Here is a 21657-nt window from a genome sequence, read left to right on the forward strand (position 1 = left end):
AAGTACACAATGAAGATCAATACAACGATAAAATTTACAGACTTTTCAAACGACCTTAATGATTTTTGGAAGCTAGTAACCAAAAAGGTGTGGGCGTTGCATAAAAATTATGATGAAAGCCAAGGCAGTCCGGTTTTCACTGTTGAAGGAAAATACACTACCCGTGGTTGGACGGAATGGACACAGGGGTTTCAGTTCGGAATTCCTTTGCTGGCTTTTGATGCCACAGGTGATAAAGAATTGCTTGCACTAGGAAAACAAGGTACGATGAATAAAATGACGCATCATTTAAGTCATTTTGGCGTTCACGATCATGGTTTTAATAATGTAAGTACCTACGGAAACCTTCTGCGACTTGCCAATGAAGAGCGATACAAAGGGAGTGATTTTGAGAAAGACTATTATAAATTAGCATTAAAAATGTCTGGTTCTGTACAGGCCAAACGTTGGACAGAAATACCGGATGGGGGGTATTTATATTCTTTTAACGGTCCGCATTCCCTCTTTATAGATACAGTTCGTACTTGCAGGATATTGTTGGCAGCACATAAATTGGAACACCGAATGTTGGAAGAGCACGATGAAGAGATTGATTTACTTCAAAGAGCCATTACCCACGGACTAACTACCGCAAAATATGCGGTTTTCTATGGCGAAGGGAGAGATAGTTATGACGAGTGGGGGCGTGTAGCTCATGAATCTATTTTCAATCTAAACGATGGTGCATATCGTTGTCCGAATTCCCAACAAGGATTTTCTGGTTTCACTACATGGACCCGCGGACTTGCATGGGCAATGGTTGGATTTCCCGAATTTATTGAATACTTGGATTTCGTGGGAGGGTATGAAAAGGAACGAGAAATATTCTTGAAGGCGGCCCGAGCAAGTTGTGACTTTTTTATAGACAATACTTCTTCAGATGGAATTCCTTATTGGGATGCAGGCGCGCCCAATCTTCATAAATTAGGAAATTATCAAGAAAAAGAAGCCGATCCCTATAACGATTACGAGCCGGTGGATAGTTCTGCAGCGGCTATTGGTGCACAAGGGCTTTTGCGTTTAGGGCAAATTTTAAAAGAAGAAGACCCGTCAGCAGCAAAAAAATATCAGCAGGCAGGTTTAACAACTTTACAAACTTTGTTAAAAGATGTATATTTAGCAAAGAATGAAGGGCATCAAGGGATATTAAAACATTCAGTTTATCACCATCCAAATGGATGGGATCATATACCTGAAGGGCGAAAAGTGCCCGCTGACGAATCGAGTATGTGGGGCGATTATCACATGGTAGAACTTTGCTTGTATGCCCAGCGATTGTCGGAAGGCAAAAATTATCGCTTTTTCGATGGAATAGTTTAAACAAGTTAAATTAAGGGAGTAGTTTATTAAATGGCCAAAATTAGTCAAAAAGATATAGCAGAGGCGTTACAAATTTCAAGAGTAACGGTAACCAAGGCTTTGCAAGAACATCCAGACATTGCTTTAAAAACGCGGGAAGCCGTGAAGAAGAAAGCGGCAGAGATGGGCTATTATCCTAATTTTATCGGGCGTAACCTTTCCCAAGGACAAACATTTACTATTGGCATAATTTTGCCTAAAATAGCGCATTCCTTTTTTGCCCAAGCAGTGGAAAATTTTTACGAACATGCACATTCTAAAGGGTATAACATTATCCCGATGATTTCTTTTGAAGATCCAAAAAAGGAGAAGAAGAATATTGAGACCTTGCTTTCCATGCGTGTGGATGGAATTGTAATAGACGTATCCGGAAAAAGCGTGGATGATGATAATTATGAGCTTATAAAAAGGTCTGGGGCGAAATTTATTTTTTTCGACAGGGCTCCCGTAAATTCCAAAGAAAGTGCCGTATTGCTCAACGATAGGGAGTTGAGTTTCGAAATCACCCAGTTACTTCTAGACAAAGGATACAAAAAAATATGCCATTTTACGGGTCCGGAAGGAATTAGTATTTCTACGGAAAGGAAAAAAGGATATGAAAATGCTATGGCTGAAGCCGGATTGAAGACCCATTTGAGAAGCACAAACATGGGAACCAATGATGGCTATAAAATACTTAAAGAGATGGCAACTGAAAATGAATTGCCAGAAGCTGTCTTTGCAATCAACGATTCTGTGGCGCATGGAATATACAAAGCGGCAGAAGAGTTACATTTAAAAATACCGGATGATATAGCTGTTGTTGGCTTTGGAGATATAGACACTTCAAAATTATTAAATCCACCGCTTACAACTGTAAAGGTTCCTTTAAATGATATGACAGCATTTGCCATTGACGAATTGATAGACATGATACAAAAAGATACTTCACCAAAACGCAAAACAATTTTTAGCGGAGCCATAATACGAAGAGGTTCCATATAATTTTTTTAACCAACTTAGAACACGTGTAATATGAATTCAACCGGAATAATTTATGCTTTAATAACGGTGTTAGCTTGGGGAACTTGGCTGGCGCCATCGCAAAAAGTACCTCTTAAAAGTCAGCATACCAGAACATTTTATGTCACCCTGGCCGCTATGGCGTTATCAATTATTGCGAGCTTTTTTGTGGGAGTGGAAGGTTTGAATGCCACAACATTTATATTTCCCTTTGTTGGAGGTTTAATTTGGGCAATTAGTGGTTGGAGTGCTTTTATAGGAGCAAGCCGATTGGGGATGGCAAAGGCTTTTGGTATCTGGGCTCCTATGAACATTGTGGTTTCCATCTTTTGGGGTGTAATACTCTTTGGAGAATTTTTAGATGCGAGCAGTAGAACGTTGGGAATAGCCGCATTAGGATTTCTAATAATCATTGTTGGTATTCTCTTGATTGTCTTTTCGGATGGAACCGGAGGAAAGAAAACCGATTTAAAAGGACTTTTGGGAGCTATGGGAGCTGGCGTTGGTTTTGCTACCTATTTTATACCCATTCAATTAGGTACAGCAAATCATCCCGAGTTTACGATGTGGATAGGAACGCTTCCATTGTCAATAGGAATGTTTACGGGAAGTCTTCTATTATTATTCTTTACCAAAGCGCCTGCTAAACTAGAAAAAAATAACCGTTATTTTTTGTTAATGACCTCTGGTTTGCTGTGGGCAATTGGAAATTATGGAGCGCTGGCAATGATGGAACAAATAGGTACGGGAAGGGGCTTCACGATTGCGCAACTTTGTGTAGTGGTCAATGCGCTGGTTGGCGTGTTTTTATTTAAAGAACCTTCCCCAAAATCAAAAGCAGGAAAGCTAGTGCTAGTTGGGGTTGTTTTGGCAACCATTGGAGGTATTATTTTAGGAAATGTAAATTAAAAAAATATAAAATAGACATGAATAAAGAACACTTTTCAGTACCAAACAAACCATTTTCATATAAATTATTTATCGATGGGGAATGGGTACACGCAAAAAAAGGAAAAACTTTTTCAAGGGAAAGTCCTGCGCACAATACCACAGTAGGGATTTATGAAATGGCCGATGCAGAAGATACGGAGTTGGCTATTGAAGCTGCCCATAAAGCATTGGAAGAAGGTCCTTGGTCTAAAATGTCTGGAGCCGAACGTTCCAAAATCCTCATTAAAGTTGCTGATTTAATCAGAGAAAATGCAAAAGAACTGGCTTTAATCGAAACACTGGAAAGCGGGAAGCCTATTACCCAAGCCAATGATGAAATGGAATGGGCTGCAGGTAATTGGGATTATGCCGCAACCTTGGGAAGGCATACCAAAGGGGAGTCCTACAATTCGCTGGGCGAAGATATGTTAGCAATGACCGTGCGGGAACCTATCGGAGTGGTAAGTATGATTACTCCATGGAATTTTCCATTGCTCATTGTGAGTCAGAAATTACCGTTAGCGCTAGCGGTTGGCTGTACAGCAGTTATCAAACCGAGTGAATTCACACCGGGAACCACCTTAAAATTGGGTGAATTGCTCACTAAAGCTGGTGTTCCTTCTGGGGTGGTGAATATTATTTCTGGATATGGAGACCCAGTAGGCGTTACCATGACCAATCACCCTAAAGTGAGCATGGTTTCTTTCACCGGTTCTACCAAAGTAGGAAAGCTTATAGCTGCAAGTGCTGGTGAAAAACTTAAAAAGGTTGGATTGGAACTTGGTGGAAAGAACCCGCAGATCATTTTTCCTGATGTGAATCTTGAAGAAGTAGTAGATGCCGTGGTATTTGGTGTTTATTTTAATATGGGGGAATGTTGCAATAGCGGAAGTAGAATTCTCGTACACGATGATATTGCCGATGAATTGATTCAAAAGGTAAAAGAAAAGTCACAACAAGTGCAAACGGGCGACCCACTAGACCCAGAAGTGAAAGTCGGACCTATTATTCATTCAGAACAGAAAGATAAAATCTGTAGTTATATGGATTTAGCTACTTCGGAAGGTGCCGAGCTGGTGCTAGGAGGGAATTCGGATGAAAATGAAGCGTATGTTTATCCAACCATTTATGACAAAGTAACACCGAATATGACCATTGCAAAGGAAGAGGTATTTGGTCCCGTACTTTCCATAATTCGTTTTAGCACTTTGGAAGAAGCCATTGCCATTGCAAACGATACGCTGTACGGTTTGTCTGCCAGTATTTGGACAAAAGATATCGACAGGGCGATGGTATTTTCGCGAAAGGTAAAAGCTGGAACGGTTTGGGTTAATACGTTTATGAGTGGCTATGCTGAACTTCCCTTCGGTGGATATAAAGAAAGCGGTCTAGGTCGGGAAATGGGTGCATATGCCATTGATGAATTTACTGAATTAAAAACTATTCAGGTGCATATAGGTGAAAAAACAAACTGGTGGCTAAATAAATAGTAATTAATAGCAATTTGTGAAATTGTTCGATAAAATAAAAAGTTTCTTAGCTTCCATAGCTCCCGGTTTCTTTATGATTGGGTACGTAATTGGCACGGGCAGTGTTACCACTATGGCCGTGTCTGGCGCGCGCTACGGGATGTCTTTGACTTGGGCGTTGCTGCTCTCATGTTTTTTCACAACTTTTCTATTAATAGCTATCAGTAGGGTAACTATTGTTTCGGGGCACACCTTAATTTATAATATAAAGAAACACCTTCATCCTGCGTTGGCCATTTTTATAATTTTCGGATTAATGGTTACGGTGATTTCTTCCATCGTTGGGGTGACGGGAATTGTTGCTGAAGTTTATCAAGAATGGTCCAAAACCATTTTCAAGAAAGAGGAGGGTGTGCCTCCACTGGTTACATCCAGCATTTTGTTGATGGTTTTATACGGACTCTTTTGGCAGGGGAAGCATAAAACTTTTATCAATACGCTTTCCGTTTTAGTTGCTTTTATGGCACTTTGTTTCGTTGGAACAATGTTTTTAGTCATGCCGCCTTCCGCAGAAATTTTAAACGGATTGTTACCCAGCGTACCAGAAACGGGAAGCCCCTATTTGGTGATAGGGGGTATGGTAGGCACCACGATGGCATCGGTATGTTTGGTTTCTAGAAGTACTTTGGTAAAGGAGCAAGGTTGGAAAATAGAGCACTTAGCGATTGATAAACGGGATGCCATTATTTCTATGACATTGACATTTTTTATCAGTGCTTCGATTATTGCGGCAGCTGCTGGGACATTGCATGTAAAGGAAATTCAAGTAGATAATGCAGTGGAGATGTTGTACACTTTAGAGCCACTAGTAGGGAAGTTTGCCGTATCGGTTTTTGCGATTGGTATTCTTTGTGCTGGATTTTCTTCTATTTTTCCCAATATGGTTCTTTTTCCTTGGTTGTTGAACGATTACCAAGGGAAAAACAAACCTATGAATAGTTTGTTTTTTAGAATTTTGGTTTTGCTGATAACCCTAAGCGGACTCATAATCCCTATTTTTGGAGGAAAACCAGTTTTATTAATGATTGCCTCCCAAGCTGTTAGTCCGTTGATGCTTCCCATGATTATAGGAATTCTAATCTACCTGCTCAACAAAAATGAAGTGATGGGAACCTACCGTTTAAATCGCCTGTTTCAGGTAATATTATATGTTACCTTGTTCTTCTCAATTTGTATGTCTGTAATTTCTTTCAAAGGTTTTTTGGAACTGTTTGCTTTTTAAGAGGATTAATTTGTTCAGAAAAAGGAAATCGCATATTCCACAGCGCTTTTATTGTTGTTTTCAAGATTATAGCGCTCAATTTTAAATTTTTATTAAAAATGCGGCTTTTATACAGTTAAATCACTTCTGTTGTGGTTTACTGTATTCAATAATCCATAAATTTAATCAGCTATTTAAATTCGTAGACATGAAGGTGACAACGCGAGAGCATACCCGATTAAAGGAAAATTATTCAGGAGAAAAAGATTGGTTAAAATTTGGGCCTTATTTAAGTGAAAGGCAATGGGGAACCGTGCGCGAGGATTATAGTGAGAATGGCGATGCTTGGGGGTATTTCACCCACGACCATGCTAGAAGTCGTGCTTATCGCTGGGGAGAAGACGGGATTGCAGGAATAAGCGACCGTTATAGTAATATTTGCTTTGCCGTTGCCATGTGGAATGGAAAAGACCCTATTATAAAAGAACGGTTGTTTGGTTTAACAGGGCCAGAAGGAAATCATGGGGAAGACGTAAAAGAGCTATACTATTACTTAGAAAATACGCCTTCGCATTCTTATATGAAACACCTCTATAAATATCCTCAAGAGGAATTTCCGTATAAAAAGATAGTGGATGAAAACAGGAAAAGAGGATTAGACGATTTAGAGTATAAATTATTGGATACGGGCTTGTTCGACAATGATAATTATTTCAATATTGAGACGGAATATGTTAAAGCCGATACGCAAGACCTTTTAATAAAAATTACTGTAACCAATGTTTCCGAAAACAAAGCTTCATTACATCTTTTACCAACATTGTGGATGCGAAATCAGTGGAATTTCAGCGGAATAAAAGAGAAGCCTTTTATAAAAAAGCAGCATAAAAATGGCAATACTTATGTCAATGCCAAACATATTTATGTTGGGGCATACAATTTGTATTTCGACGAGGCAGATCATCTTTTCTTTACGGAAAATGAAACAAATGAGGCTTTGCTTTACAATAGAAAAAATGATCATCCGTACAAAAAGGATTTATTTCATGATGCCCTCGTAAACGGTGACTTTTCTCTACCAACTTCGAGGGAAGAAGGAACAAAGTTTGCTCCGGTTTATCAGTTGAAATTGGCTTCAAAAGAATCAAAAGTGATTAAGTTGCGCTTTTCTTCGGAAGAAATTGATGCTCCTTTCAATGAAGATTTCGAGCATGTTTTTCAGCAGCGAATAACCGAGAACAATGAATTCTATAATGCGATTTGTAAAGGGAATACCGAGGAACGAAAATCTATTCAGAAACAAGCCTACGCCGGATTATTATGGACAAAACAATATTATAATTATGATGTAGAAACATGGCTCAAAGGCGATTCGGAGGTGTCTATTCCCCCAGCAAAACGGCTTTCGGGGCGAAATAGCAACTGGAAAACGTTGAGAAACCACGATATTATGTCCATGCCAGATAAATGGGAATATCCTTGGTATGCATCTTGGGACTCTGCCTTTCATTGTATATCATTTGCAAAAGTGGACCCTGAATTTGCTAAAAATCAATTGCTTCTCTTTACGAAAGAGTGGTATATGGCACCAAACGGACAAATACCAGCTTACGAATGGTCTTTTAGTGATGTGAATCCACCCGTACAAGCTTGGGCTGCCAGTAAAGTATACGAAATAGAGAAAGAACAAACCGGCAAAGGAGATATTGCTTTTTTAAAAAGGATATTGAACAAATTGGCCTTGAATTTTACATGGTGGGTGAATCGACTCGATGTAAACAACAACAATATTTTTGAAGGTGGCTTTCTTGGGCTGGATAATATTGGAGTATTTGATAGAAGCTATGGTGTGCCTGGGAATGGTACATTGGAACAAGTAGATGGCACTTCTTGGATGGCTCTGTACTGTTTAAGTATGCTGAAAATTAGTTTGGAAGTTTCCATAGAAGATGATGCTTACGAAGACATGGCAGTAAAATATTTTGGGCATTTTGTTTTTATAGCAGAAGCGCTTAACAAAATTAGCATCGACCAAAAAGGAACGTGGGACGAAAACGAAGGTTTCTTTTATGATAAATTGACATTGCCTAGCGGTGAATCTACTCTCATAAAAGTAAGATCTATTGCGGGTTTACTTTCTTTGGCGGCCGTATTGAATATTAAAAAAGAGGTGTTGCAAAAACTGCCTAGGTTCGAACAAAGTGTTCGCTGGTTTCAAAACCATAGAAGAAAATCTTTGAAATATCCCGTAATACAAGCGTTCGTAGAAGGAGAAGACCTTTTGCTGTCTTTAGTGCCCAGAAACCGAATATTGGTAATGATGAAGAGTTTCTTAGATGAAAATGAATTTTTAAGTCCATACGGCATTCGGTCACTTTCAAAAATACATTCAGAACCTTATCATATAAAAATTCAAAATATTTATTACAGTATTAGCTATGAGCCTGGAGAGTCTACCGTGCATTTGTTTGGGGGGAATTCCAATTGGCGCGGCCCCATTTGGATGCCTATTAATTATCTTTTTATTCAAGCCATGAAGGAATACGATAGTTACAACCACCGCACTATTTATTTGGAGTATCCTACAGGAAGCGGTAATAAGGTAAGTCTAAAAGAAATTATTGAGGACCTTTCCAAGCGATTGATTAATATGTTTGAAAAAGACGGGAATGGTAATCGTCCCATCAATGCGCAGCATACAAATCGCTATCAAGACCCAATGTTTGAAGATTTAATTCTTTTTTACGAGTATTTCAATGGAGATAATGGTCGTGGATTGGGTGCCGCTCATCAAACAGGGTGGACGAGTTTGGTGGCAAATCTCATTGACGATATTGGAAAATCAGAAGTTTCTTCAGAATAAATAAATTATCTAAATGCTTTAAAAAGTGAGGATTATAGGGGCGTTGAGCCCCTTTTTTTGTTGAAATAGCAAGAATTTTATTCAATTAACAAAACTTTATGAAAACCGCCTTTCCTTTTTCTTCGTTAATATGGGTGAAGATTAATCATAAAAATATCAATTATGAAAAAGGAAATAATAAAAGTTCATCAACCGAAACCGGCAAAGAACCGACGACAATTCTTAAAGTTAGGCGGACTAGCAATTGCTGGTACCGGATTATTGATGGCATGTAATAACGACGACGACCAAGGTTCTATGATGCCGCCAGAAGGTGGAGTATTCGATCTTGGTGAAGGTGATTTGGGAGTTCTCAACTACGCCTATGCGTTGGAACAGTTAGAAGCCGATTTCTACACCAAAGTTGTTAATTCTTTTTATGCTAACATTAGCGATGTAGAAAGACAAGTTTTAACCGATTTATACTATCACGAAGTAAACCATAGAGATTTCTTTAAAACAGCTATTACTGCAGCTGTAGAAGGAAATGTAGATTTAGTATTGCCAACATTGGAATTTGATTATGGTAACCTAGATTTTGGAAACCGTGACCAAGTTTTAGCAACTGCAAGAACGTTGGAAGATACTGGTGTTGCCGCTTACAATGGTGCTGGTAGACTTATCTCCAACCCAGATTATTTAGTACTTGCAGGTAAAATTGTTTCTGTAGAAGCAAGACATGCTTCCGCTATTAGAACATTAATTAATCCTGGATCAGCAGATTTTGCTGGAGATGATGTGGTAACAGTAGATACTGGATTGGATTTAGCTTTAGACCCATCAGATATTTTAGCAGCTGTTGCTGATACCGGATTTGTTAAAACTGAATTTACAGCGAACAGTTTACCATAACGCTGAAAGGAAATACTAATTAAATCATTTTCAGCTCGGTGAGCAGAAATAACATTAAAATTGAAACACTATGAATATTATAAATTTTTTAGATGATTTTACCACAAGCAATCTTTTGGAAGGTAAAACGTCACGTCGAGATATATTTGGAACTTTAGGGAATTTAGGTAAAAAAGCAGCCATAGCCGCTGTACCATTTGGATTAGCTACCATGCCTAAAAAGACCTTTGCTCAGTCGATGGATGCAGACCCTGTGGGCGCATTGCAGTTGGCCTTAACATTGGAGTATTTGGAGGATGAATTTTACGATTTGGCCCTTCAATCGGGAGTGCTCCCAACGGGACGTCCAGAGACAGTTTATATGCAGATTTCCCAGCACGAACAAGCGCACGTTGATTTCTTGATCGCTGGATTGGAAGGAGCTGGAGTAACGCCAGTTTCCAAACCAACATTCGATTTCACCGCTGGTGGAGCTTTTGATCCTTTTAACGAAAATGGAGTAGGGCAGGAGACGGCTTATGCTCAATTGTTAGCGCTTGCACAGGCTTTTGAAGATACAGGAGTAAGAGCCTATAAAGGGCAGGCAGGAAACTTATTAGGGTCTCCTTTCTTAACCGCTGCATTGCAAATACATTCCGTAGAGGCAAGACATGCTTCGGAAATTAGAAGATTGAGAGGCTTGAAAGGATGGATTACCAATAATGAAAGAGGTGCTGGAATGCCGGAAGCTACGCAAGCAGTGTATAACGGTGAAGAAAATGTTATGCAAGGAGGGCTTGATGTAACCACTTTAGGTTCTGGTGATGCTTTCGGAATGGCTGCTTCTACAGAGGCTTATGACGAGCCAATTTCTGGTGATGCCGCTGTTTCTATCGCTAGTTTATTTATAGTTGAAGAATAACACATAATATTTTTAATGGTTGGTTGTTGAGGCCATTTGGGATGAATTTTTGTCTCGAATGGCCTTTTTAGTGAGATCCAAATTTCAAAAACCGAAGGCGCATTGAAATTTGTCGAGCGAACTAATCCCGACCGGAAGCGTCTGGACCTAATGATACTTTTCAGATTTCTATTTCCAAATTTCAAAAGCCAAAGGCGAATTGAAATTTGTTGATCGAACTAATCCCGACGGCAAGTGTCGGGGTCACACTATTTTTTTCTACGATTTCTTGATTCAAATTTTAGGAGCGCAACAATATAGAAATTTATTTTTTCGGCTTGCTTGATTGGTTTCATTATAGAAGAATACAGATTGCTGAAAATTTATTGGTTAACGGATCTTACTTCAACAAATCCAAAGCCCGTTCCAAAGCCATTCCCCGGGAGCCTTTTATTAGGATGTTTTGTTCCTTGGGTTGTTCTTTTTTCAAATAAGTTTGAAGATCATTAAAATTCTTGAACTTAATTAACGTACTCTTGGTTTTAAAGAAGTTTTCCCCCACTAAGACTGCATTATCAAAATTCATTTCAGCAACCAAATCTGCAATGTATTGATGTTCGATTTCTGCATCAACGCCTAATTCAAACATATCACCTAAGATTACTAATTTCGAGTTACTCTGTAGGCGCTTAAAATTGTTTAAAGCGGCTTCCATACTGGAAGGGTTGGCATTATAAGCATCTAAAATAATGGTTCGATCTTCTTTTTTTATAATTTGAGATCTGTTATTGGATGGGGTGTAAGCTTCAATGGCCTCTTTAGTATCTTCATCTGGAACTTCAAAATGTTTGCCAATGAGGATAGCTGCGGCTATATTGGTAAAGTTATAATCGCCAATTAAATTTGAATTAATAGCTTTGTTTCCGTAGTAAATGCTAACATAAGAATTACTATCTTTTTGTTCGATCTTTAAATTACTTTCATTTTTCGTACTGAAGCCTATTTTGTTTTTATAACCATGCAGTTTTTCAGCTTGAATTTTATCATCTGCATTATAAAAAATGGTTTTTTGATGCTTGATTAAATGAGTATAAAGCTCACTTTTGCCTTTTATAACACCTTCCACGCCTCCAAAACCTTCTAGATGCGCTTTTCCAAAATTGGTAATAAAACCATAATCCGGTAGGGCTATGTTGCAAAGGCCTTCAATTTCTTTTTGATGATTCGCTCCCATTTCTACAATCCCTATTTCGGTGGTTTTATTCATGGAAAGTAATGTTAGCGGGACACCAATGTGGTTGTTCAGGTTGCCTTGAGTGGCTACCGTTCTGAATTTCTTGGAGAGTACAGCGTTTATCAATTCCTTGGTGGTCGTTTTTCCATTACTTCCCGTAAGCGAAACGATGGGGAGTTTTAAATATTCGCGATGGAATTTCGCCAATTTTTGAAGCGCTTTCAAGCAGTCATCCACCAAAATGATATTTTCTGAAGTATTGAATTTCGCTTCATCTACTACAGCATATTTTGCTCCCTTTTTCAATGCTTGTTCAGCAAACTCATTGCCATTAAAATTAGCTCCTTTCAATGAGAAGAAAATAGAATCTTTTTCAATTTTACGGGTGTCGGTTACGGCCCCTGTAGTTTCCAAAAAAATAGAGTGTATCGCTGCTGTTTTCATAAAATAAAAGTATAAAAAAAGCCCTGAATTTATCAGGGCTTTTCAATAATATTTATGGAGATTTTAATGTCTCGGTGTTTTCTTTTCTTTGGCTTTAGAACCTACTCTAGACATCGCACATCGGAAACCTATATAATCAGTTGCCATGTATTGTGGTAAATATCTTCTTTGCGCTGGATCCAACCAGTAAGCACGATCTTTCCAAGAACCTCCTTTGTATACTCGAACGTCGTCGTTGATTAAAGTTGTTCTAGTGTTGGAATCATCAATTTGTTTGATAAGGTTTCCTAAAGAGTCTCTTTGAACTTGGTTTTTAGGCGCGTTATACATACGTTTTCCATCTTCAATATTTTCTTCTTCACTGAACATATCGTAGTATCTTGTAGAACCTTTGTCTCCATCGCGATAGTTTCTGTTGTCACTCACATCGAAGTTGGTACGTAAATAGGTGTCATTCTGATCTACAGGCACCATGGCTATTTCGCCAGGTAAGTCACGTGCAACAATTTTACCGTTGGCCAAAGTATCGTATCTAATTCCTTCTCTGCCTACAACTTCCACTCTTCCATCTTCACCAATGGCAGTTTTCATATAAACGTTTCCACGGTAATAGTTAAAGTCGTTAGCTTCGTCATCAACTATCGGGCGGTAAACATCAGCAACCCATTCAGCAACGTTTCCGGCCATGTCATACAATCCCCAATCGTTTGGAGGGTATGATTTTACCTGAGCAGTAATATCTGCGCTATCGTCAGACCATCCAGCAATTCCACCGTAGTCACCTTTACCTTGCTTAAAGTTAGCCAATTGGTCACCACGTGTTTTACGTTTTCCAGAACGCGTGTATTCGCCTTCCCATGGGTATTTTTTTCTTCCTCTGTAGTTGTTGTACTCTCTGGTTCCTACCAAAGCTGCAGCAGCATATTCCCACTCTGTTTCTGTAGGAAGTCTGTAAGAAGGCATAATAACTCCACTTGATCTTTTAGCGAATACGTTGGTAGAATCTCTCTTGGCTTTACCTTGAAGCGAATCTATTTGTCCGCCGTAAATATTTTCTGGGCTGTTCAAATACGTTTCAGTACTGAAACCTCCTTCAGTTTCTCCATTTACTACAGCGTATTTACTGTTCTTTGCTAAATAACCTTCCCTCTCGAGCATAAGTTCATTAACACGATCGGTTCTCCATTCTGAGAACTGAACTGCTTGAACCCAGTTCACTCCAACTACTGGATATTCCGCATAGGCAGGATGTCTAAGGTAGTTGTTGGTCATTACTTCGTTGTACCCTAATCGGTTTCTCCATACCAAAGTATCTGGCAACGCTCCTTTATAAATATTAGCGTAAGCAGGATCATCTGGTGGATAAACGCTTTTTAGGTAATCGAGGTATTCCATGTACATTTTGTTGGTAACCTCGGTTTCATCCATGTAAAACGACTGAACGTGTTGTTGTGTAGGTGTATTGTTCCAGTCGTGCATTACATCATCTTGGACTTTACCTCGGGTAAAGGTTCCTCCTTCCAAAAATACAAGTCCGGGAGCAGTTTCTTGCTCCTTGAAGTTTGTATTGTACTGGAAACCACCTTCTTTCGAGTTGATTTGCCATCCGGTTGCTCTGGAAGTGTTTTTGTCTGAGTTTTTACAGCTAGTAAAACTCGCAAATGCAACCAAGCATAATACATATGGGTTAAAAAGATACTTCTTCATAGTTAAGATTTGAGTTGTCTTAAATAAGTGTGCAATATAGTGATTAAGTAATTTAATGCAATTTTTTTCATAGAAATTGTACGCATAATGTTGTCAAAGTTCGCTCCGTTGTTGTCAAAACGATTAAATGACAATTTTATTATAGGCCTAATTGTAATTATTTGTTTCCGAAGTAAAATTAGATATTATTTCACTTATAAGAACTGAAATTATAGGTGTAAGAATTTTCAAAATAAAGAAAGATGGAATAATGTACAGTGTATAAAAGTAGATATGGAAACCTAACTTTTTAATAGTTATTATCTACCTAAAAATGATATTTAAAAATTTAATTATTGTCTTAGTTGTTATTATTTCTTAAGTTCGGTGCAATATTTTTTGATAAATGAAAAAAATATAGGTGCTTATATAAGATTTTTGTTAATGGTTCGTTAATGCTAAAAGATACCTTTTGTTATTTTTGAAAGGGAACCGAAACTTAAACCATTATATTTGTATCAATAACCTAAACTTAAACCTATGGAGTCTTTTCGTCGTTGTTTGATGAATTTGCAAAAAGAATGATGAAAGGCGTCTTGTTGGTCTGCTAGTTTGCCGACCGACTTAAAAAAATCAAATACTAACAAATGAAACCAAAACTACTGCTCCTAAGCTTACTGCTTTCAACTTTTTTATTGAAAGCCCAAGAACAATCTAGAGTTATAACTACTGCTGTGCCGTTTTTAACTATTGCTGCCGATGCTAGGTCGGGAGGTATGGGTGAGTTGGGAGTAACTACTTCTACCGATGTTTTTTCCCAGCAATGGAACCCTGCGAAATATGCTTTTGCTGAAAGGCAGTATGGTGTTGGACTTAGTTACACTCCGTATTTGAGTCAGCTTGTGAATGATATAGCGCTTTTGAATGCTTCTTTTTATAATAAAATCAACGATAGAAGTGCTTGGGCAGCTAGTATTCGCTATTTCGGATTGGGGGATATTGAGTTTATTACTGAAGATGAAGCACAAATGGGAGCTCCAGCAACCATCGTTCGTCCGAACGAGTTGGCATTAGATGCCTCCTATTCATTAAAATTAAGTGAAACATTCTCCATGGCCGTTGCGGCAAGATTTATTCGTTCCGACCTTAAATTACAAGATGAGGTTACCGATGGTACCGCTGCGAGTTCTTTTGCTGTGGATATTGCCGGTTTTTACAAATCGCCAGAGATTGCTTACAATGCCTTTAATGGTGTTTGGCGCGGAGGTTTCAATATTGCGAATATCGGTCCGAAAATTAAATATGATGACGCCATCAGTAGGGAAAGTCCGTTGCCAACGAATTTAAAACTAGGAGCTGGTTTCGATTTTATATTTGATCCATTAAATGTACTTTCCGTAAATACCGAATTCAATAAATTACTTGTGCCAACGCCAAGCGACTCGAACGGTGATGGTGTTATTAATACTGAAGACGATTATTATAACGAAAGTTTTTTCACAGGAATGTTTTCCTCTTTTGGGGACGCTCCAGATGGATTTAGTGAGGAGCTAAGTGAAGTTACTTGGTCGTTGGGATTTGAATATATGTACAACGATGTCTTTGCGTTGCGAACAGGTTATTTCCATGAAAGTCCAGAGAAAGGGGCGCGCGAATTTTTTACCCTTGGAGCTGGATTCACATTTAAAGCGACGACTATAGATTTATCTTATTTGTTCTCAACTTCCAACGTAAGAAATCCGTTAGAAAATACCTTGCGTTTCTCACTTACTTTCAATTTAGGAGACGAGTTTTATAATTAATATTTCAAGAATGTTTTGCTAGGGAGTTTTATAAGTCTTATTTCTTATGCATATCCTTTAAAATATTGTATTTTGCTAAAGTAATTTTTACCGGAGCAAGGAATGAAAAAAATTGAAATAAAAGCATCTTTAACGGTTTACGATTCTTTAGATGAACTTTCTGAAGATGTTAAAGCGCTTATGGTTAAAGCAGTGGCTGCCAGAAAAAATGCCTATGCACCTTATTCAAAATTTAGAGTTGGAGCGGCCCTAAAGCTGAAGAATAACGAGATTGTTATTGGTAACAATCAAGAGAACGCGGTGTATCCTTCTGGTCTTTGTGCAGAGCGGGTAGCTATTTATCAAGCTGGGGCATTGTACCCGAATGTTGCCATTGAAACAATTGCTATTTCTGCATCTTCAGATGTTTTTAACGTACTTACTCCAACACCGCCATGCGGAGCTTGCCGGCAGTCTATTTTTGAGTATGAAGAAAACCAAAAATCGGCCATTGAAATCTATTTTATGGGGGAAACTGGGAAAGTTGTAAAAGCAGATTCAGTAAAAGATTTACTCCCTCTTACCTTCGGAAAAGCTACTTTGAACAATATTTAACAAAAATCTTTTATAAAAGCAGTTTTTCATTTTTACACTTTTATTGAAAACGCTACTTTTGTATTGCGTTTTAAAATCCCATGTAAACAGCGTAGGGATTTAATTTTTTTAGAACAAGACAATTGTTCGATGTCCAATTTTATGGCTTAAAGAATATTATAAATGAAAAAAGTTACAAAAGAAGTTTACTTGAAATGGTATGAAGACATGCTGTTTTGGAGAAAGTTTGAAGATAAGTTAGCGGCGGTTTATATCCAGCAAAAGGTTAGAGGGTTTCTTCACCTTTATAATGGGCAAGAAGCGGTTTTAGCAGGAACTTTACATGCAATCGATCCAAAGAAAGATAAGTTGATAACAGCATATCGTAACCACGTTCAGCCCATCGGTATGGGAGTGGATCCTAGAAGAGTGATGGCCGAGCTTTACGGAAAAGAAACAGGGACTTCCAAAGGTTTGGGTGGTTCCATGCACATTTTTTCCAAAGAGCACAACTTTTATGGTGGTCACGGTATTGTAGGGGGACAAATTCCTTTAGGTGCTGGATTAGCTTTTGCTGATAAGTATTTCAAGAGAGATGGTGTAACTTTATGTTATATGGGAGATGGTGCAGTGCGTCAAGGTTCTTTGCACGAAACCTTTAACTTAGCCATGCTTTGGAATTTACCGGTTGTTTTCATTTGTGAAAATAATGGATACGCTATGGGAACTTCCGTAGCAAGAACTTCCAAAGAGCAGGAAATCTGGAAATTAGGGCTTGGTTTTGATATGCCATGTGGGCCAGTAGATGGGATGAATCCTGTTAAGGTTGCTGAAGCTATCCACGAAGCAGTGGAAAGAGCACGTTCTGGTGGCGGACCAACTTTTTTGGAAATGAAAACGTATCGATACAGAGGTCACTCTATGTCGGATGCACAACATTACCGAACTAAAGAAGAGGTAGAAGAGTACAAGAAAATCGACCCGATTACACAAGTAAAAGATATCATTTTAGAGAAGAAGTACGCAAAAGAAGAAGATATTAAGAAAATCGACAAGCGCGTTAAGGATTTGGTGAAAGAATGTGAGCAATTCGCAGAAGAATCCAAGTTCCCAGACAAAAGCGTTATGTACGACGTTGTGTACGAACAAGAAGACTATCCATTTTTACAGCATAAACTTTAAAGATAATGGCAGAAATCATTAACATGCCTCGTTTGAGCGACACCATGGAAGAAGGTGTCGTGGCAAAGTGGTTAAAGCAAGTAGGAGATAAAGTAGAGGAAGGCGATATTTTAGCTGAAATCGAAACTGATAAAGCAACCATGGAGTTTGAATCTTTCCACGAAGGGACATTACTTCATATTGGTATTGAAGAAGGCGATGGAGCTCCTGTAGACTCTCTTTTGGCTATCATTGGAGAAGAAGGTGAGGATATTTCTGGATTGTTGAATGGAGGCGGAAGCACCAGCGACAAAAAGGAAGAAAAATCGGAGGATGCCAAAGCAGATGCTAAAGAGGATTCAAAAGAAGATGATTCTGAAGAGGAATCAGCAGCTGGAGGAGAAATTCCAGAAGGTGTAGAAGTTGTTACCATGCCTCGTTTAAGCGATACCATGGAAGAAGGTACAGTGGCTTCTTGGCTTAAAAATGTTGGTGATGATGTAGAGGAAGGCGATATTTTAGCTGAAATTGAAACCGATAAAGCAACGATGGAATTTGAATCGTTCTATTCTGGTAAATTGCTTCATATTGGTATCGAAGAAGGTCAGTCGGCTCCTGTAGACGATGTGTTGGCAATTATCGGTCCGGAAGGAACGGATGTCGATGCAGTTTTAGCAGCCGCAAAAGGCGGTGGAACTCCAAAGAAAAAAGAAACTTCTTCTGAAGAGAAAAAGACAGAATCTAAAACTTCTTCCGAAGATAAAAAAGAAGAAAAATCTACTTCTGAAAGTGCTTCTGGAGGAAGAATATTTGCTTCACCTTTAGCTAAGAAAATGGCTGAAGAAAAAGGAATCGATCTTGCAAAAGTGGATGGTTCTGGAGAAAACGGAAGAATTGTCAAAAAAGATATTGAGAATTATGAGAAACCAGCAGAAAGCAAACCAGAGGCAAAAGAAAGTGCTCCTGCTGCTACAGCTTCTTCAGCAATGCCTTTCGTACCAGCAGGTGAGGAAAGTAGAGAAGAGAAGAAAAATTCTCAAATGCGTAAAACCATTGCCAAACGTCTTTCAGAATCTAAATTCTCGGCACCTCATTATTACCTTACCATCGAGGCGGATATGACCAATGCGATGGCATCTCGTAAGCAGATAAATGAATTGCCAGATACCAAAGTTTCTTTTAATGATATGGTGGTGAAAGCTTGTGCAATGGCGCTTAAAAAGCACCCACAAGTAAATACTACTTGGAAAGATGATGTTACGGTTTACAATCACCACGTTCATATTGGGGTGGCAGTTGCCGTAGATGAAGGATTATTGGTTCCAGTGTTGAAGTTTGCAGACCAAATGAGCCTTACCCAAATAGGTGGTAAAGTAAAAGAATTGGCTGGAAAAGCAAGAAACAAAAAGATTCAACCAGCGGAAATGGAAGGAAGTACTTTTACGGTTTCCAATTTAGGAATGTTTGGTATTCAAGAATTTACTTCTATTATTAACCAACCTAACTCGGCAATTCTTTCGGTAGGTGGAATTGTTGAAAAACCAGTGGTTAAAAATGGTGAAATTGTAGTTGGCCATACCATGAAAGTTACTTTAGCATGTGATCACCGTACGGTAGATGGCGCTACTGGAGCTCAATTTTTACAAACATTACAGGCGTATTTAGAAAACCCTGTAACCATGTTGGCATAACAACTATTCTATAATAAAATGCAGAGATCCCGCTTTATGCGGGATTTTTGGTATTTTAAAAGCAGTCATATAAAAAGAGATAACAAACAGAGATGAATAAATATTTAATGATCTTGTCCTTATTGGTTTTTGCATGTAAAACCAAAACAGCTCCTGTCTCAGAGAGTACAGAGGCGCAAAAACAATCTGTAGTTAAAGCATATGTTTCAGCTTCAGAAGTAAAGAAAAATCTTTCTTTTCTAGCTTCAAATGAATTAAAAGGAAGGGAATCCGGTACGGAGGGCATAAATTCAGCTGCAAAGTACATTGAGAATATCTTTAAAAATAATGGAGTAAAACCATATTTTAAAACCTATTTCGATACGCTTACCAATTTTGAAAAGCCCACTTACAATGTGGTTGGTATGGTAGAGGGGAACGACCCTAATTTAAAAGATGAATTTATTGTCGTTGGAGCGCATTATGACCATATTGGTGAAGGAAAGCCTGTTGATGGTGATGCCATAGCAAATGGCGCTAATGATAATGCTTCTGGATCTGCTGCGGTGATAGAGTTTGCAAAATATTTCGGAAACCATAAAACGAACAAGCGAAGCATTTTGTTTGTTTTGTTTTCTGCGGAAGAAAAAGGACTTTTAGGATCTAAGCATTTAGCTGAAAAATTAAAGTCGGAAAACTTTAACCTTTACACCATGGTGAATTTTGAAATGATTGGCGTACCGATGCAGCGTGAGGAGTTGACGTATATTACGGGTTACAAGGAAAGCAACATGGCTGAAAAAATGAATGAATATGCGGGGGAAGAGGTTACTGGATTTCTTCCAAAAGCGAAAGAATACAATCTCTTTAAGAGATCAGACAATTATCCTTTTTACGAAGTGTTCAAAGTTCCTTCCCAAACCATCTGTACGTTCGACTTTACCAATTTTGAGTATTATCACCATGTAGATGATGAAACTGAAAAAATGGATTTCCAGCACATGGCCACCGTTATTAATAAGATGGTTCCCGTGCTAGAAAAAATGGCAAACTCCAGCGAGAAAGAAATTAAAATGAATACGCCCTAATTTTTTAGAATGTCAAAAAATATTATTGTTACTGGAACAAGTAGAGGAATTGGTTTTGAATTGGTAAAAATCTTAACGGAACAGGGACATCATGTTCTGGCACTTTCTAGAAACTGTGATCCAGTGAATGAGTTAAACCTGAAAAATGCAACCGCATTCAGCTGTGATATTTACAATGAAGAAAATCTGACGGAGGCTAAGGAATTCATCAAAAATAATTGGCAACGCGTGGATGCGCTTATCAATAATGCTGGTTTGTTGGTTAATAAGCCATTCGGTGAAATTACTATGGAAGATTTTGAAGCTGTGTATAGAACCAATGTTTTTGGAGTGGTTGCTTTAACGCAATTAGTAGTTCCTTTTATGTCTAAAAACGGTCATGTGGTAACGGTGAGCAGTATGGGGGGTGTTCAAGGAAGTGTGAAATTCCCAGGTTTATCGGCTTATAGTTCCTCCAAAAGTGCTGTGATTACTTTAACGGAATTACTAGCGGAAGAGTATAAAGAAACTGGTCCTTCATTTAATGTATTGGCATTAGGGGCCGTACAAACCGAAATGTTGGAAGAAGCTTTTCCAGGTCTGGAAGTACCAACAACGCCCGAAGAAATGGCTAAGTATATTGCTGAATTTGCTTTAAACGGACAAAAATTCTATAATGGTAAACTATTGCAAGTAAGTAATAGTACTCCCTAAATTTGGATGTATGCATGGAGTTTTATCAAAATATTTACCAGATGGAGCTGTAGTTCCCTGCGTTGAATTGATTAAACATAACCATGTACATTTAAAAATTGTGGATGAGCGGGTTACTAGGCATGGCGATTATCGTAATTTACAAGATGGAAGTCATCAAATTACCGTGAATGCCAATCTAAACAAGTATCGTTTTCTTATTACTTTGGTGCATGAAATTGCCCATTTAGTAGCATTTGAAAAATATGGAAGGAAAATAAAGCCACATGGAGTTGAGTGGAAATATACTTTTCAGCAATTAATGTTGCCTTTTATAAGACCGGAAATTTTTCCATCCAAACTGTTGCCCGTTCTGGCAAGGCATTTTAAAAACCCCAAAGCGAGTAGCGATACCGACGCACATTTATCGGTGGCCTTGAAAGAATTTGATCCTCAGAACAATAAAAATTATATATTTGAAATACCCTTGGGAACTACTTTTAAAATTTATAACGGTAAAGTATTTAAAAAGGGAAACCGCCGTGTGAAGCGCTATGAATGTGTAGAAGTGTCATCTGGAAGAGTGTATCTTTTTCAGCCAAATGCAGAAGTGGAAGTTATCGGCTGAAATCA

The 21657-nt window shown here is 38.4% G+C and carries 17 protein-coding genes; 15 read left to right on the top strand and 2 right to left on the bottom strand.

Going from position 1 to position 21657, the window contains the following annotated elements; all coding sequences use genetic code 11:
* The first annotated feature begins 9 nt into the window (after positions 1 to 9).
* The 8 genes from NDQ75_RS15280 to NDQ75_RS15315 all read left to right on the top strand — a co-directional run bounded on the left by NDQ75_RS15280 (position 10) and on the right by NDQ75_RS15315 (position 10715).
* Positions 10 to 1359 carry a glycoside hydrolase family 88 protein gene (locus tag NDQ75_RS15280; protein ID WP_202029670.1) on the top strand — a complete coding sequence of 450 codons (1350 nt, stop codon included), beginning with the start codon at positions 10 to 12 and terminating at the stop codon, positions 1357 to 1359.
* Between the two features lie 30 nt (positions 1360 to 1389).
* A complete protein-coding gene (locus tag NDQ75_RS15285) occupies positions 1390 to 2382 on the top strand; it encodes a LacI family DNA-binding transcriptional regulator (RefSeq protein ID WP_202029671.1) in 993 nt (330 codons plus the stop codon).
* Between the two features lie 30 nt (positions 2383 to 2412).
* The gene (locus NDQ75_RS15290; RefSeq protein WP_202029672.1) at positions 2413 to 3309 is read left to right on the top strand and encodes a GRP family sugar transporter; all 897 of its coding nucleotides are present in this window, start codon (positions 2413 to 2415) and stop codon (positions 3307 to 3309) included.
* Positions 3310 to 3326: 17 nt separating this feature from the next.
* A complete protein-coding gene (locus NDQ75_RS15295; RefSeq protein ID WP_202029673.1) occupies positions 3327 to 4820 on the top strand; it encodes an aldehyde dehydrogenase family protein in 1494 nt (497 codons plus the stop codon).
* A gap of 16 nt (positions 4821 to 4836) precedes the next feature.
* A complete protein-coding gene (locus NDQ75_RS15300; RefSeq protein ID WP_202029674.1) occupies positions 4837 to 6081 on the top strand; it encodes an NRAMP family divalent metal transporter in 1245 nt (414 codons plus the stop codon).
* A 187-nt stretch (positions 6082 to 6268) separates the two neighbouring features.
* The gene (locus tag NDQ75_RS15305; RefSeq protein ID WP_202029675.1) at positions 6269 to 8923 is read left to right on the top strand and encodes an MGH1-like glycoside hydrolase domain-containing protein; all 2655 of its coding nucleotides are present in this window, start codon (positions 6269 to 6271) and stop codon (positions 8921 to 8923) included.
* Between the two features lie 162 nt (positions 8924 to 9085).
* Positions 9086 to 9814: a ferritin-like domain-containing protein gene (locus NDQ75_RS15310; protein WP_202029676.1), complete on the top strand. Its 729-nt coding sequence runs from the start codon at positions 9086 to 9088 to the stop codon at positions 9812 to 9814.
* Between the two features lie 70 nt (positions 9815 to 9884).
* Positions 9885 to 10715, top strand: a complete 831-nt coding sequence (locus tag NDQ75_RS15315; RefSeq protein WP_202029677.1) for a ferritin-like domain-containing protein — start codon at positions 9885 to 9887, stop codon at positions 10713 to 10715.
* A gap of 379 nt (positions 10716 to 11094) precedes the next feature.
* Here NDQ75_RS15315 and NDQ75_RS15320 read toward each other — a convergent pair whose 3' ends face one another.
* The gene (locus NDQ75_RS15320; RefSeq protein ID WP_202029678.1) at positions 11095 to 12372 is read right to left on the bottom strand and encodes a UDP-N-acetylmuramoyl-tripeptide--D-alanyl-D-alanine ligase; all 1278 of its coding nucleotides are present in this window, start codon (positions 12370 to 12372) and stop codon (positions 11095 to 11097) included.
* A 63-nt stretch (positions 12373 to 12435) separates the two neighbouring features.
* A complete protein-coding gene (gldJ, locus tag NDQ75_RS15325) occupies positions 12436 to 14079 on the bottom strand; it encodes a gliding motility lipoprotein GldJ (protein ID WP_202029679.1) in 1644 nt (547 codons plus the stop codon).
* Positions 14080 to 14705: 626 nt separating this feature from the next.
* Here gldJ and porV point away from each other — a divergent pair.
* From porV to NDQ75_RS15360, 7 genes are all read left to right on the top strand, one after another.
* Positions 14706 to 15860 carry a type IX secretion system outer membrane channel protein PorV gene (porV, locus tag NDQ75_RS15330; RefSeq protein WP_202029680.1) on the top strand — a complete coding sequence of 385 codons (1155 nt, stop codon included), beginning with the start codon at positions 14706 to 14708 and terminating at the stop codon, positions 15858 to 15860.
* A 102-nt stretch (positions 15861 to 15962) separates the two neighbouring features.
* On the top strand, positions 15963 to 16454 hold the full coding sequence (gene cdd, locus NDQ75_RS15335) for a cytidine deaminase (protein ID WP_202029681.1): 492 nt from the start codon (positions 15963 to 15965) through the stop codon (positions 16452 to 16454).
* Between the two features lie 162 nt (positions 16455 to 16616).
* Positions 16617 to 17615, top strand: coding sequence for a pyruvate dehydrogenase (acetyl-transferring) E1 component subunit alpha (gene pdhA / locus NDQ75_RS15340; protein ID WP_202029682.1), 999 nt, complete (start codon positions 16617 to 16619; stop codon positions 17613 to 17615).
* A 5-nt stretch (positions 17616 to 17620) separates the two neighbouring features.
* Positions 17621 to 19285: a pyruvate dehydrogenase complex dihydrolipoamide acetyltransferase gene (locus NDQ75_RS15345; RefSeq protein WP_202029683.1), complete on the top strand. Its 1665-nt coding sequence runs from the start codon at positions 17621 to 17623 to the stop codon at positions 19283 to 19285.
* 92 nt (positions 19286 to 19377) lie between these two features.
* Positions 19378 to 20352, top strand: a complete 975-nt coding sequence (locus NDQ75_RS15350; RefSeq protein WP_202029684.1) for a M28 family metallopeptidase — start codon at positions 19378 to 19380, stop codon at positions 20350 to 20352.
* A gap of 9 nt (positions 20353 to 20361) precedes the next feature.
* Positions 20362 to 21045, top strand: coding sequence for an SDR family NAD(P)-dependent oxidoreductase (locus NDQ75_RS15355; protein ID WP_202029685.1), 684 nt, complete (start codon positions 20362 to 20364; stop codon positions 21043 to 21045).
* 10 nt (positions 21046 to 21055) lie between these two features.
* A complete protein-coding gene (locus NDQ75_RS15360; protein WP_202029686.1) occupies positions 21056 to 21652 on the top strand; it encodes a SprT-like domain-containing protein in 597 nt (198 codons plus the stop codon).
* The last annotated feature ends 5 nt before the right edge of the window (positions 21653 to 21657 follow it).

It is taken from the genome of Galbibacter mesophilus, from assembly GCF_023721415.1.
Classification (GTDB): Bacteria; Bacteroidota; Bacteroidia; order Flavobacteriales; family Flavobacteriaceae; genus Galbibacter; species Galbibacter mesophilus.